A 14,541-nucleotide genomic window follows, 5' to 3' on the forward strand; every position below is an offset into this window, starting at 1 on the left:
AGGTGCAGACGCAGAAGGACCACGTGCACGCCTACCAGTTCCTGATGGAGCGGATGACGACCGCGCTGACGGTCGGCGATCCGTCCAACATGGAGCCACCGACCCGGCGTGGCCGGGCGGGACTGATCACCGGTGCCTTCCTGGCAGTACTGATCATGATCGGGTTCGGCGTCTACGGCCTGATCGTGCCCGGCGGCAGCACGGCGTGGAAGAAGAAGGGTGCCATCCTCGTCGAGAAGGAGTCCGGCACGCGGTACGTGTTCCTGGACAACAAGCTCGTATCGACGCCGAACCTCGCGTCCGCCATGTTGCTGCAGGGCAGCGGCAACCACGTCGAGGTCATCTCGCGGAGATCACTGGAAGGCCTGGCCCGCGGCCCTCAGATGGGCATCCAGGGCGCACCGGACTCCGTGCCGACCACCAAGGAAATCCTGCCGCCGTCGTGGTTGCTGTGCCCGACGACGCCCACCGAGGGCGGCAGGCCCGGCCTCGTCACGAACTTCGCGCTGGACGTGGAGCACGAGTCGCTTCCGGACGATCGGTACACGCCGGTCCAGTCGGTCGACGGCAAGCTCTTCCTGATCTGGAAGGGTGTCAAGTACCAGGTGCCGGACGACAAGGCGCTCGTGGTCTTCGGCCTGACGGCGACGAGGGCGCCACGCGTGCCGGCCGCGTGGCTCGACCTCCTCCTGGACGGCCCGGCCCTCACCCCGGCCCCCGTGCCGAACGCGGGGGCCCCCGGTCTGACCGTCGCGGGTGAGAGACGGCGGATCGGGGACGTGTTCACCCACGATCCCGGCAACGGGACCGAACAGCGCTACGTCCTGCTGGAGAGGGGACTCGCGCCGCTCTCCGCGACCGAGTTCGAGCTGATGAAGGCCCAGCCCGGCAGGACCCCCGTGGAGATCGACGCCCAGTCGATCCTCACCGCGCCGTTCTCCCAGGACGAGTCGATGCTCACCAGGTTGCCCGATGTCGTGGGCAAGAAGCCGCTGGACGGCGCGACGGGCCACCCGTGCCTGCACCAGGAGGGCAGAGGCGCCGAGGTCGTGAGCAGGGTGGTGACCGTGCCCGGCGCCGACAGGTGGTCCGCCGGTGTGCGAGTCCCGCCCAGTCGCGGGCTCTTGGTGGCCAAAATGCCGATCTCCGACGGTCAGAAGACCCCGGAACGTCACCTGATCACCGACCGCGGGAAGCGCTACCTGATTCCCGACGACAACTCGATCCAGGCACTCGGCCTGGGCGGTGTGCAGCCTGTTCCGATGCCCACCGAAGTGCTTTCCACGATCCCGGCGGGCCCTGTTCTGTCTCGCAGCGCTGTGGTCGTCGAGCAGGGAGGATGACGGCGATGGCGATCATGACCCGCGACCGGGAGGCCGGTGGCGAGTTCGGCCTGACCAAGCACACCATCGGCAACGCCCTCGTGGTGTACCCGATGGGCAACATGACGAAGGCGGCACAGGACCTCGCGCTCAACGTCGCGCAGGACACCGAGAACGACCTCGTCGTGGTCGACCTGCCCGCCAGCTCGCCGCTTTCGTGGTGGGAGTCGGTCGCACAGGTGCTGCCGAAGCGCAGGCGCGGCGTGCGCCTGGTGATCGGCGGGCGTTCGCGGGAGACCACGGCACTCGCCGGCCATTGGATGGCGGAACGCCTCAAGCGCACCGTGCTCGTCCCGGACGGCCCGGTGCTGCGCGGCGCGGGAGGCTCGCTGTTCGTCCACTCGGGACCGAACAGCGGGTGGGTGCGCTGCACCCCGGGGAAGCCGCCGAAGTTCGAGGCGAAGAGGTTCCCGCGGCCGGTCTGGGACGCGGACCTGGTGGCGGAGAACTTCCCGACCAGCGCTCGCGGGATCGCCGAGCCGATGCCCAGCGGCGTCTGGATCCGGCCGATGGGCGACGACCCGCAGCTGCGGGTGAACCGGCAGCGCCTGATCGAGGTCATGCCGTGTCAGACGGAGTACCTCAGCGTGGTGCTGGGCAGCCCGGGAGGTGTCCCGCTCAGCCAGGACGACGTCGCTCTGCTGTGGCGCCAACTGACCGAGGAGCTGCGCCAGCGCGTGAGGTTCATCCAGTACGGGCCGATGTCCGTACCGAGAAGCCATCTCGGGCAGACGATCGCCGACGCCCTCGGCCACGAAGTCGTGTTCTACGCGGGAATGCCGGTCGGTCCCGCCGTCGCGCCGGAGATCTTCACCGTGCGCCACGACGGCAGCCTCGGCTGGCACGCCTACGCCAGGGAGATCAAGTACCAGCCGCGGTTCTCGAACGTCGAGCCGCCCAGGGTGCCCACCGTGGTGACGCATCGCGCCCCGGTGCCGGGAGGCGTGCAGATCTCGCCCGGCGTCTATCACTACTCGGTCGACGCCGTCGTGGAGGTCGTCCAGTCCGGACTTCTCGTACGTCCACCGGCCGCGACGGCGAACGTCGACGCCATCCGGTTGGTCCCGGCCGACCCGGCGACCCACAACCTGATGTACGAGGCGGAGAACGACGCCGACCTCGCCCGCATGGAGTACCTCGCGGCTGATCTGTCCCAGAAGCTGGGCAACTCGGTGCGTCCCATGAGCCGTGTCCTCCACGCCCGGTCACTGCTGGACGCGCAGATCCGGCCCACCTTCTCCCACGTCGCGGGAGGTGTGGCGGACGCGGGAAGCTCAGCCGAGGTCTTCAGGCCCGGCACGCCGGTTCCGTCCGCCGTGCCGCCGGCACCCGCCGGTATGCCCGCGGCAATCGGCGCCGTGGCCGCACCCGCCGCCCATCCCACCGACGAGTATCCCGTTCCGCGCTGGAGTCGCCTCAACCCGTCGGAAGGCGCCGTCGACGCCGTGCGGCCGGCCGCCCTGAACGGGTCGCTGGGGATCGCCCCCACCGGTCCACCACCCGTGGGTCCGGCACCTGGGAGTCCGGCACCGGAAGCGCGTTCTTCCCACGTGGTTCCACCGGTGATCGAGTCGGCCGCGGACGTGTTCGGCGCCGTCGCGCCTCGGCAGGCCGGGGGAACCGGTCCGGCCGTGCCGGACGTGGTCCAGCCCGCGGTGGCTCCCCCGGTTGTCGAGCCGGGGCCGATCGTGCCCGAGACCACTGGTTCCGGGGCGCCGCAAACACTCCGGCCCGAGGTGGCTCCGCCCTCAGTTCAGCCGAGCCCGATCGTGCCCGAGGTCACCGGCCCGGCCGGGAAGCCGGCGCCTGGCGGTGCAGAGGAGACGGCGAGCGAAGCTTCGGCCGAGGACGGCGGCGACGGGGCTGAGCGCGCGGCCGAGCCCGACCGTCCCGCGCCCGTCGAGGAACCCGAGGCCGCCCCGGCGATCGCCCGGCGCCAGCCCGTCCCCTCACCCGAGGCGGCAGGCCTGCTCCCGGGCAACGGCATCGAGGACGAGCGCGCGTGGTTGCGGCGCACGCTGGGCGCCGAGTACGGCGTGTTGTCGAACTCGGTCGCCAGGATTCTGTCCCAGCACCCCGGCTTCCAGGGAGCTCTGTCGAGCTCGTCCGCCGAGGTGCTCACCGACGCGGTCGCCGTGCAGCTCTTCCTGACCAATCGCGGCAAAGCGGTGGACAGCGCGCTGCGTACCGCGGCGGTCGGTCCGCACGTCCCGTTCGCGCGCTGTGTCGTCGCCGGCCTGAGCCGGTTGCCTTCCCACCGCGGTCCCGTCATGTTCACCGCGTCACCCACGTCCGGTCAATGGGACCTCTACCGCGACCACAAGCTGTTCACCGAATGGGGATTCCTGCACGCGCTCACCGGGCCGCCCGCGGACGGTGACGGCGAGGTCGACGTGCTCGTGTGGTCGATGACCGCCCGCCGCACCAAGCTCCTCGAACCCGAGAACGGTGTGCAGGAGCGCGTGCTGTTCGTGCCGGGCACAAACTTCAAGGTGCTGGAGATGACCGAACCGCAGGACGACGGCGGTCGCGGCCAGATCCTCCTGCGCGAACTGACGGCGGTCGAGATCGACGCCGAGGGACGCGTCGATCCGAACCGGATCTCACTCGACGAACTCGCGCTGAGCTCGTTGCACAGGCAGGTGGAGCGGTGGCGGAGCGGTACTCCGGCAGTCCAGCTGAACCGCGCCTTCGCGGACCGTTTCGGCGCATTGCCCGGCTTGGCCTGAGGAGTGGTGGACCGATGAACCGACAGATGCTCGTCGTAGCGGGGGACCGGCCAGGCGCGTTCCCGTCCATCGGCGCCGCGCTCGGCAGCGCCCTGCCCGGCGCCATGATCTCGATCGCGCCCGGCCGGTACGAGGAGAACCTCGTCGTCAGCAAGCTCGTGACGCTCAGCGCCGAGAATGGCGCCGGCACCGTGGAGGTGGTCGCGAAGCAGGGGAGCGTCCTCGTCGCGAACGCGGAAGCCGTGCGGCTCAACGGTCTGGTGCTGCGCTGCGAGGACACGCAGCTCGCCGGGATCGACGTGGTTCGCGGAGAGGTCGCCTTCGACGACTGCGACCTCTCCGCCGCGTCGTGGGCGGCGATCTACGCGCGCGGCACCGGCGCGGTCGCATTGCGTGGCTGCAAGGTGAGGAACACGACGGGAGCGGGCATCGTCACGACGTCCCCCTCCCTCAGCACCGTCGAGGACACGCAGATCATCGACCCGGGTTCGTCCGCGGTGGTGGCGACGGAACGCGGGTCCCTGTCGTTGCGCCGCTGCGTGATCACCCGTCCGCAGGGCAACGGGCTGTGCGTCAACGGCGAAGGTGTGGTCCAAGCCGAGCAGTGCGAGGTCACCGATGCGGCCAAACCCGCAGTCGTGGCCGAGCAGCAGGGAAGCCTGAAGGTCGTCCAGCTCACCGTGACCGGGAGCCAGAACGTCGACCTGTACCTGATGAGCAAGGGCAGGATCTCGATCGCGGACTCGACGTTCGACGGTGCCGCCGTGCAGTCCGCGCACATCGCGGGGGCGGCGCAGCCGGTGTTCACCGGGTGCAAGTTCACGGGTGTCGGTCGCACCGCGATCCAGGTCAACGGTGGCTCCTCACCCACCTTCACCGACTGCCGGATCGGTGACTCCCCGGTCGGCATCGCGGTGGACGAGGTCAGCTCTCCCCGCTTCGACGGCATCGACCTCAAGGGGATCGCTCAGGTCGCGGTGCACGTGGGCACGGAGTCCAAGCCGACGTTCTCCGGGCTGCGCGTGGGATCGGGCTCGGGGCGCGGTCTGGTGGTCGTGGGCAAGAGCGTGATCAGGCTGTCCGACGTCGTGCTGGACGTGGCGGGCGAGACGGCGCTGGACGCCTCCGGCGGATCCACTGTGGAAGGCTCGGACGTGAGGGTCGAGTCGACCGCCGAGGCGGCGATCGTCTTCGGCGAAGGCGTTCGCGCCTCACTGACGTCGTTCCTCGTGCGCGGTAGCGGGTTGCGCGCCTCGGACACCCAGCTCACCTTGCAGGACAGCGAGTTCGTGGGCGCTCGGGGACACGGGATCGACCTGGGGGCCGGTGCGGCGTCGACGCTGACGCGGTGCCGTGTGCTGTCGTCGAAGGGCACGGGCGTGAACTTCTCGTCCGGTGCCGGTGGCACTCTGACCGAATGCGAGGTGGTCGGCAGCGCGGAGGACGGAATCAGCCTCGACACGGCGGAGCCGGTGCTGCTCAGCCGTTGCGTGGTGCGGGAAAGCCGTGGTGTCGACGTGCGCCGCTTCGGCGAGGACCGAGTGACGATCGAAGAGGCCTCGACGGCGAGGGCCGAACAGCAGCGGCCGGTGTCGGTGGCGTCGGCCGTGGGAACGCGCATGGACCGCGAGGCCGCCGCTCCGGCGTCCCTGCAGGCGACCGATCCGGAGACCCCGCTGTCGGGACCGCTGGCCGAGCTGGAGGGCCTCGTCGGTCTGAGCGGGGTGAAGCGCGAGGTCACCGCGCTGATAAACCTGATCAAGATGTCCGAGGTGCGCAAGCAGATGGGCCTGCCGATGCCTCCGATGTCGAGGCACCTCGTGTTCGCGGGGCCACCCGGTACCGGTAAGACGACGGTCGCGAGGCTCTACGGCACGGTTCTCGCGGAACTGGGAGTGCTGGAGAAGGGCCACATGGTCGAGGTCGCGCGTGCGGACCTGGTCGGCCAGTACATCGGCTCCACCGCCATCAAGACCACCGAGGTGGTCACGAAGGCGATCGGCGGCGTGCTCTTCATCGACGAGGCCTACACCTTGTCGGCGCAGACGGGTGGTTCCGGACCGGACTTCGGTCAGGAGGCGATCGACGCGCTCATGAAGATCATGGAAGACCAGCGCGAGTCCATCGTCGTGATCGTCGCCGGCTACTCCGAGCTGATGGAGCAGTTCCTGGAGTCGAACCCCGGCCTCGCCTCCCGGTTCACCCGCACGATCGAGTTCCCGAACTACAGCGTCGACGAGCTCGTCACCATCACGACCAACCTGTGCCGCAAGCACTACTACGAGCTGACCGAGGACGGCCTGCAGGCGCTCACCGAGTACTTCGAACGCGTGCCGAAGAACGCGACCTTCGGCAACGGCCGTGTGGCGCGCAAGCTGTTCGAGGCGATGGTCAACAACCAGGCGTCCCGCCTGGCGGTGGCGCCGCCGACCAGGGACGTGGAGATGAACCGCCTCACGGCGGCCGACCTGCAGTCCGAGATCGAAGTGCTCCAAGCGGCCGTGGGAAGCGAACCCGCGCACCGCCGGGACGAGCTCGATCCCGCCGCCGCCGTCCAGGCCAGCACCAGCTGGAAGCGCTTCCACTCGATGGTCGGGCAGGCCGCGCTCCGCGACGCCGCGGGCGCGGCGCTCGTCCGCCTGACCACGGCCAAGCGAAACAACCAGCCTCTCGGCAGCACCGCCAACGTGGTCATCGGAGGCACACGCGGCAGTGGCCGCAGCGAGATCGCCCGGCTGTACGCCCAGGCGCTGTCCGAACTCCGGCTGGTGCGGGTGGGCCACGTCGTCCGCAGATCCGTCGCGACAGACCTGACGTCCCAGTGGCCGGGGCAGGCGGAAAGCCTGGTGCGAACCGCTTTCGAGGACGCCACCGGCGGTGTGCTCGTGGTGGACCTCGACGGCGACCTCGATCCCGACCACGGGCTCGAGGTGGTCGAGACGATGGCGGGCCTGATGTTGCGCGGGGCCGCGGACCCGGTCGTCGTCATGATCGGCGAGCACACCCGGCTGGTTCCGCTGTTCCAACAGGTGCCGACGCTGTCGGACTGCTTCCTGGCGGGGTGGGACCTGGCTCCGTATTCCGTCGACGAGCTGGCGGAGCTGGCGGTGCGCGAGTTGGTGCGGCGTGGCCACGAGGTTCCGGACGAGGTGCGTGACGCCGTCGCGGAGAGGCTGGCCGACGTCTCGGACCGGGAGACCGTCCACCCGGCGCACCGGCTGGCCCGCAGGCTCGCCCGCACGGCCGCGTCCCGCACACTCGCGGTGGCGGACCTGCCGCCTCCCGCGGTGAGCAGCGCGCCGGTCGGGCAGGGGCTCACCGCGGTCGGTTGATCGGAACCTGTGCCCCAAAGTGTCCGAGCTCGTGCCGCGCGGTGCACTCGGGGCCATCCGGCTTGCACGGCCGCCGGTCCAGCCGTTGAAATGCTGTCATCCGCTCATGCCGTTCGGTGAGGAGTTCTCGTGTCATCGCCATTGCAAGACCAATTCGAGAAGACCCTCGCCGATTACCGGAAAAAACGCGCGGACCTGAAGGACCTGCAAGCGCGAATGGCGGAGATGTCGTCGACCGCGACCGCGCCGCGCAACGTCGTGGCCGTGACCGTCGACACCCACGGGCAGATCACCGGTGTCTCGTTTCCGTCCAACGCGTACAAGAACATGGCGCCCGCGGAACTCGGCGGCATCATCTGCGACACCGTGCGCAAGGCGCAGGCGATGGCGCGCGAACAGCTGACCGAGTTGATGGAACCGATGATGCCCCCAGGCATGTCGATGAGAGGGAAGGAGCCGGGCAAGATCGATATTGATCGGCTTTTCCCGGAGAATCCCGAAGAAGGCTCCATCTTCCGCGGTCTCAACCAGTGACAGGGGGAAGAAGATGCCATCCGGTGATGTGAACTGGTTGGACGGCGAGGGCCTCGCGAGGGCCGCGGACAGGATCTCCGCGCTGGAGAGAAGGCTTCGCAAACTCGTCTCCAACTCGGCTTTGAGTGCGATTCCGAGTTACGTCTACGACAAGAGCACGTATGGGAACGACAACAACGCCGAGCAGTTCGCCAGCATCTTCCTGCCACGCCTCCAGGGCTTGACCGAGAACATCCAAGAGCTTCCGGGGCAGGTCGGAGACGCTGCGCGCGGTGTGAACAACATGAGCAAGGTCGCGTTACGCACCGATGAGGTGAACAGGCTCGAGGCAGAGAACCTCCACGGCAGCATCGCCAGCAATTCCTACTCCTCTGCCGGCCGGGTCGGTGACTTGAACGTGGGCGGTGCTTCGCAGGTTTCGCCGAACACCGGTGGCGACAGTGGAGGAACCGGCGGCGGTACGGGTAACAGCGGTGGTACGGACGGTCGACGGTAAACATCAGGTGGAAGTGGTGCTGAGGTGAACGAGCGGGAATCCGATCGGAGACTGGTGTCGCGTTCGGGTTCCCGCTTTTGTGGTGGGGCTGACTGATGGCGATCACCTACAACATCGAGTATCCCGAGGAGCTCGAGTGGGTTTTCATCCTTCTCATCGGTAGCAGTGTGCCCACCGGCACGGAAAAGGAGATATGGGACCTCCACGTAGCGCTGGACGAAATCAAAGGCGACCTCGACGGTGTGGTCGGGAACCTGACGGAGTCCTTGCGCGACGTGATGGACAGCGTTGACTCGACTGTCGGTCGCGCGTTCTGGCGCTATGGCGAGCAGTTGGCGGAGCAGCCTGCGGCTTATGCGCAGAGCGCCCATGAACTTTCGGAGATGGCGAGGCAGTACGCACTGGCCGTCCAGGCGGCGAAGATCTCCATCATCGTTCAGCTGGTCTTCGCTGCCAGCGAGATCCTCCGGATGTGGTTCGATCCGTTCGAATGGCCGTTGATCGGGCCGTTCATCGGGTTGATGCGCCAGGTCATGCAGATCATCTTCGCGCGGTTCTCGGCGTGGGTGGCCAGGGCGTTGCAGGTCGCGACCACGTCCGCTTCGGGATTCCTCGGCAAGACCCTCGACCAGGTCGCGGTCGCCGGCGTCACGAAGTCCATCGGTGATGTCTTCACCGAGATGGTCGAGCAGGCCTTGGACGAAGGGGCCGAGGAGGTTCTCGAGAGCTCGATCGTGCAGGTCTGGCAGGCGATCGAGAGCAACAAGAGCTGGGACTGGGAAGACACCCTCAAGTCATTCGGGTACGGCGCGGCGGCCGGTGCGTTCGCGGGCTTCCTGGGCGGCAACCTGAAGGAGTTCAAGCCCGAGTGGGCCGGCCACTGGGGGGCCAGCGGCGTGATCGAGGGCCTGACGGAGGTGTTCGTCGGCGTCATCACCATCCCGGAGGGCGGAGACCCCGGCGACATCTGGAAGGGTGTGCTCAACGGCGTCGTGATGGGCGCGGGTGTGACCGCGCTCGGCAAATGGAAGCAGGAACGGGACGAACGCAGGGAAGAAGCGCGCAAGGAGTTCGGCGGCAAGCGCGCCGAAGCGGCGCTCGACGCGCTCGACGGGGGCAGCGGTCCGGACACCGACCGCGGAGGCGTCTCCGGGCCGCCACACCGGATCGAGACCGGCGACGCGCCCCCGCCGTACAGCCCTGTCCAGTCCGGTGGTGGGGATGTCGGTGGTGGCTCTGGGGCCGGGGCTGTGGGGACGGACAACACCGGCGGTGGGAACGCCGGGACCGGTGCGAGTGGTGGCGGGACCGGCGGGCAGGAGAACCCCGGTGGCGGGGACGTGCAGGCGGACGGTCCGGGTGTCGCCGGCAAGGCGGGTGCGGGTGGCAGCGGTGGTGTGAGTACCGGCACGGGTGACGCCGGAGTGGGGAACGCCGTGGGCGATCCCGATGGTGTTGGCGGCGGATCTGGAACTGGTGGCGGAACCGGTGACCCCTCGGATGGTGAGCCCGCCGGTGTGAGGCCTGGCGCCGGAAACAGGAGCGTTGGCGACACCTCGACCGGCGAGAGCACGTTGACGACGCGTGCACCGGCGGATGCACCGGCGTCGACCGCGCCGATGTCGACCGCGCCGATGTCGACCGCGCCGATGTCGACCGCGCCGATGTCGACCGCGCTGGCGACGGATGCGCCGATGTCGACCGTGCTGGCGACGGATGCGCCGAGCACGTCGGTCACCCCGCCGTCATCGGCAGCGGATGTGCCGCAGTCCACGAGCGCTCCGATTCGCGCGGAGGGGCCGTATTCCACCGTGGAGTCTCCTGCGCCTCGGGCGTCGGCTGACGCCATGACAGGTGTTTCGAGGTCGTCGGGGAACAGCGTGATCGAGCCTGCTGTGCCGGCCACGGACAGCTCGAACGAGTCCCAGGCGGGCAACGCACACGGCGTGACAACAGCGGGCAAGCCGGCTGACACGCCAACCCAGGCGTCGCCGGGCATTCCGGCCACGACCCCGCTCGCGGCTTCGAACACCTCGACTCCGTCTGCTCCGACCGCCACGCCGCCGGGTGCGTCGACCACGTCTGCTGCGACCACGGCCACCACAACGGGTACGACAACAACGTCGAGTGCGTCGACCACGCCGAGTACGTCCACGCCGTCGGTCTCCTCTACGGCGAAGGCCGACAGCAAGGAGACCGGGGGGATCCCGGTTTCCACGGAGACCGCCGGGCCGGTGGTCACGCCGGACATCGCCCCGGTCCTGAGCACCGACATCGAGTTCGGGTCCAACGCTCCGATACAGGTGCCCGCCGCCATCGAGGAGAACGTCCTTCTCGCCAGCGATTTCGTGTCAAATCCGCCGGACGCCGACTCCGACACCGACACCCTGGTCGATGAGGATGAGCGGCTCAGCGCAGAGTCCGACTCGGACTCGGACACCGATGTCGAGTCTGATGTGGACGAGGAGGTGGGCGGGAAATCCGAGTTTGGGCAGACCCGAAGGGAAATCAGTTCCCAGGAAGCGCTGCTCGGTGCGGTGAACTCGGAGCTCGGCCGTTGGAACTGGCCCGGCGGTGAGGTCGATGCCGGCGAGCTCGCCAGGCCGCTGGCCGGCTTGGCGGAGCAACAGGTGACTCTGTCCAAGGACTCCAGGGGAGCCGGGCGGCAGGTGGCGGAAGCGGTCGTGTCGGGGACGATCGCCCGTGGGGTCGGTGGCACCGGCGAGCTCTTCACCTTCACACAGGACGACGACGACCCGACCGTCGGCGTGCTGGTCGTGGATCTGGGTGACAGCACGTTGCGCGGCGTTCACGTGGGGGACCTCTACCGGTTCGGCGAACTGGACCTGTACATCGGAGTCGACGCGGCGCGGCGCAGCGACCCAGGCACGCGGCTCGCCCTGACCGAGCAGATGCGGAGTTTCCTCGACGGCCGGCTGAGGGTGCACCGGGGTGTGCAGGGCTGGGACCCGAGCTGGCACGACGTTCGCGGAGGCGTCGTCCCGTCGCCCGACGGCAGTTTCAACGCGGACGTCACCTCCTACGAGGACGGTTACATCCCGTTCACGACGGATCCCGACACCGCGACGGTCCAGGCCGTTCCCCTCGAGGGACCAGACATCGTCGATCACCTCCGGTTCGTCGAGGGGTACGACCCTCGCGACCTGGACTTCCCGGTCGGCATGGTCGTCACCACGACGCTGTCGGCCGGTGGTGGCACACCGGTAATTCTCGTCGACGGCAACACGGTTCTGGTCGGTGGGCCCGTCCTCGGTGCCGACGAGCACGTGTTCACCATGGGCTCACCGGCCGCGGCCGTGCGGCCGGGCGCCGCGGACGGCACACTGCTCAACTCCTTGATGCCCCCGGCGCCCGATGCGAGCGAGATCGCCGACTTCCAGGCCGAGCGCGGGACGCTGTTGCCGGATCCGAGGCCTGTGCAGGGCAAGGGCAAGGCGCGTGCGGGCATTCGCACAGAGACCAACGCACCGGCGCACGCACCGCAGGAAGTGGGCGGCCAGGTAGGCCCGTCGGTGTCGGACGAGCAGCTCGCCTCTTTCGCCATGCCGGACGGAGCCATTCCGAGTTCTGTGGTGAATTCTGCGGACGGTGGTACCGCATCGTTTGTCGATTCGTCGTCGAACAGTGGTCATCGAGATTCGGTAGACTCTGTGGTCGGTCCGTCGGTTGCGGATCTTTTGTCTGATGTGGACAGTGTTGTCGTAGCGGTCGGGAATGCGAGGAACTTCGGGCATCAGGCTGCTGCGACGACATTGGTCAAATCGTTGCGGGATGGTGGTTTCCGGGAGTCGATCACGTTCGTGGCGGATGAGGAGTCCGCGCGGAAGCTGGAGTTGCTGATCACTGCTGATTTGCAGCCCGTGGAGGTGCTCAGCCCAGGGCAGTTCGTTCCCGACACTGGTCGTACCTTGGCTTTGTCGGCCGGGGAAGACACACTCAGCAGTGCGGATGTGGACACGGCGTTGGCGTTCTTGGACCGGATCGGTGTCGACGAAGCGATTGTGTTGAAGCCGTACGCGTGGGATGGCAGTCAGCGGCTTCATCTGCGGCGTGATCCGGCCGCTGACGGTGGCGTGCGGATGGTCGACCTTGATCGACACTTGAGTGACCAGGTTAGATTCGTTTACGACGTTCCTGAGTTCAATGATCCGAACTCGCTGGGGCGGTTCATCGACCAGCAAATGCCCGCTGATTCGAAAACTGCCGGTCTGAAGGTTGTCGCCGAAGCGGTTCTGGGTGATCGGCAGGTTGAGTTGATGCCGATTTACGGTTTGAGGCAGATCGAGGGGTTCAAGCGTCCTGGGGTGGCGGCCCACCTGGCTGCGGCTGTGCATGATCTGGGCGGCAAGCCAGCGATCATGTTGGAGATCAGTGATTCGTCGGTGCCTTACGCGCCGCCTTTTGAGGCTGACTGGTTGAAGCGGACGGATGTTTCCTCTCCTGACCTCGCCTCGCAGATCGCTGGTCTTGAGGACGGCGATGTGCTCGTCGTGCGAACGGGGTCTCTGCCGCGGGCGGTGTTCGAGCAGATGTTCCAGCTCGGAACGCTGCCCGCGATCACCGAGGGAGCGAACTCGACGAATCTCGCGCATCTTGTCGGCCGTCCGAACCTGTCTGTGTTGGACAACCACACGCCGTATCCGCCTGACCAGGACGAGAGGATGCGCGACCGTCTGCACCTGGTGACTACGACCTTGAGCAGTGGGACACCGTGGAGCATCCAGGCGACAGGAGAGGAAAACGGGGCGGATATCACGCCGGCGGGTGTGGACTTGCTGCGCGCTTCGGATGCTGATTCCGCGTTGGAGACTTTGACCGCGCTGCTCGACTACGTGCGGACACCGGGCATCGATCCTGCTGAGCCGACCAGTGAGGTCGTTCAGATCGCGGATTTGATGGGTAAGCTGTTCCGGGGTGAGGGTGATGTTGTCGCCGCGGCCTTGGAAGGAAATGACAGAGCGGGCGACGTTGCGCGCGTGGTGGATGCCCCTGACCTGCGTAATCAGTATGTCGGTGCGTTGGCACACCGGGCGGACATCTTCCTCACCGAAGACGAGTTGGGTGGGTTGATCGAGCTCGTCCAGTCGCGCCGTGTGCAGGCGATCAACGCTTTGCTCAACATGGGAGTCGAGAACGCGCCGCGGGCCGAGAATGTGCGGGTCATCGCGGATGTGTTGCGGGAGATCGCCGACGGGCGATCGGACATGCATGCGTACTTCTCGCGGGTGCACGCCTCGGCTCGCTCGCCGGAGAACGATCAGGTTCTGCAAGCGCTTCTTTACTGGCGGCAAGCCGGTCTGCTCGATTCCTCATCGGCCGGGGTTTCCGACGCGCCGGGTGAGGACTCGGTTGCTGTCGCGGAGAATGAGGCCCCGACTGCCGGCGGCGCTGCATCGAATCTCGAAGAGCCGGACACGTCACGGCAGGCCGGTTCGATCGTTGCCGAGCGAACCGAACGGATTTCGGAAGCGAGCGTCACCCCTCCAGGCGCGAAAACCAGCGCTACCGCGACTTCTTCTGCGGATGATGGCGATCATGAAGATTCTGATCTGGATATCGGCGGTGGTTTGTTCGGTGACGAGGAAGATCCTGACCTCGATGTCAGCGGTGGTTTGTTCGGTGATGACGAGGAGGATTCTGATCTGGATGTGGGGGGTGGTTTGTTTGACGATGATGTGCGGGTGGGGGTGGATGTTGCTGGTTCGGTGGTTGGTGGTGGTGCGGTAGGCGAGGACGAGGGGGATTCTGATCTCGATGTCAGCGGTGGTTTGTTCGGTGATGACGAGGAGGATTCTGATCTGGATGTGGGGGGTGGTTTGTTCGACGATGACGCTGCGATGGCGTCTCAGCACCTTGCGGACGCGTTGCCGAGAGAACTCGCGGCCACTGAGGCGCCCGTCGAGGTGCGTCCGGAAGCGGCCGGCCAGGGAGGCCTGCCTGCATCGGCGTCAGACAGGCAACTCGCATCGTCCACCATGCCGGAACCGGATCTGGGGCAAGGGTCCGCACTCCAGGCGGCGGGACCACCAGTCGGCGAAGGACCTCTG

The 14,541-nt window shown here is 67.6% G+C and carries 9 protein-coding genes; 5 read left to right on the top strand and 4 right to left on the bottom strand.

The genetic code is table 11. From position 1 onward, the window contains the following. Positions 1 to 2: 2 nt before the first annotated feature. The 5 genes from eccB (at position 3) to AB0M48_RS12175 (ending at position 8,473) form a co-directional block, all read left to right on the top strand. Positions 3 to 1,343 (top strand): type VII secretion protein EccB, encoded by a 1,341-nt coding sequence (gene eccB / locus AB0M48_RS12155; RefSeq protein WP_363839546.1) that lies wholly within the window; start codon positions 3 to 5, stop codon positions 1,341 to 1,343. Positions 1,344 to 1,348: 5 nt separating this feature from the next. After that, complete coding sequence (locus AB0M48_RS12160) at positions 1,349 to 4,111, top strand: hypothetical protein (RefSeq protein ID WP_363839549.1); 2,763 nt, start codon at positions 1,349 to 1,351, stop codon at positions 4,109 to 4,111. 14 nt (positions 4,112 to 4,125) lie between these two features. Next, positions 4,126 to 7,443 carry a right-handed parallel beta-helix repeat-containing protein gene (locus AB0M48_RS12165; protein WP_363839552.1) on the top strand — a complete coding sequence of 1,106 codons (3,318 nt, stop codon included), beginning with the start codon at positions 4,126 to 4,128 and terminating at the stop codon, positions 7,441 to 7,443. Positions 7,444 to 7,572: 129 nt separating this feature from the next. Further along, positions 7,573 to 7,977, top strand: a complete 405-nt coding sequence (locus AB0M48_RS12170) for a YbaB/EbfC family nucleoid-associated protein (RefSeq protein WP_363839555.1) — start codon at positions 7,573 to 7,575, stop codon at positions 7,975 to 7,977. A 28-nt stretch (positions 7,978 to 8,005) separates the two neighbouring features. Further along, positions 8,006 to 8,473, top strand: a complete 468-nt coding sequence (locus AB0M48_RS12175) for a hypothetical protein (protein WP_363839558.1) — start codon at positions 8,006 to 8,008, stop codon at positions 8,471 to 8,473. A gap of 436 nt (positions 8,474 to 8,909) precedes the next feature. Here the strand turns inward: AB0M48_RS12175 and AB0M48_RS12180 are convergent, their stop codons facing one another. The 4 genes from AB0M48_RS12180 to AB0M48_RS12195 all read right to left on the bottom strand — a co-directional run bounded on the left by AB0M48_RS12180 (position 8,910) and on the right by AB0M48_RS12195 (position 14,346). Then, positions 8,910 to 10,790 (bottom strand): hypothetical protein, encoded by a 1,881-nt coding sequence (locus tag AB0M48_RS12180; RefSeq protein WP_363839561.1) that lies wholly within the window; start codon positions 10,788 to 10,790, stop codon positions 8,910 to 8,912. Between the two features lie 34 nt (positions 10,791 to 10,824). Further along, a complete protein-coding gene (locus AB0M48_RS12185; RefSeq protein WP_363839564.1) occupies positions 10,825 to 11,760 on the bottom strand; it encodes a hypothetical protein in 936 nt (311 codons plus the stop codon). 15 nt (positions 11,761 to 11,775) lie between these two features. Next, positions 11,776 to 13,704: a hypothetical protein gene (locus tag AB0M48_RS12190; RefSeq protein ID WP_363839567.1), complete on the bottom strand. Its 1,929-nt coding sequence runs from the start codon at positions 13,702 to 13,704 to the stop codon at positions 11,776 to 11,778. Positions 13,705 to 13,911: 207 nt separating this feature from the next. Continuing rightward, positions 13,912 to 14,346, bottom strand: a complete 435-nt coding sequence (locus AB0M48_RS12195; protein WP_363839570.1) for a hypothetical protein — start codon at positions 14,344 to 14,346, stop codon at positions 13,912 to 13,914. Between the last annotated feature and the right edge of the window lie 195 nt (positions 14,347 to 14,541).

The organism is Lentzea sp. NPDC051208, from assembly GCF_040682435.1.
Lineage (GTDB): Bacteria > Actinomycetota > Actinomycetes > Mycobacteriales > Pseudonocardiaceae > Lentzea > Lentzea kristufekii.

Excerpts from the sequence above, each read along its gene's own strand:
- AB0M48_RS12160 (WP_363839549.1), top strand. The coding sequence starts at position 1,349 with ATGGCGATCATGACCCGCGACCGGGAGGCCGGTGGCGAGTTCGGCCTG.
- AB0M48_RS12165 (WP_363839552.1), top strand. The coding sequence starts at position 4,126 with ATGAACCGACAGATGCTCGTCGTAGCGGGGGACCGGCCAGGCGCGTTC.
- AB0M48_RS12180 (WP_363839561.1), bottom strand. The coding sequence starts at position 10,790 with ATGGCGGCGGGCACCTGTATCGGAGCGTTGGACCCGAACTCGATGTCG.
- AB0M48_RS12190 (WP_363839567.1), bottom strand. The coding sequence starts at position 13,704 with ATGCATGTCCGATCGCCCGTCGGCGATCTCCCGCAACACATCCGCGAT.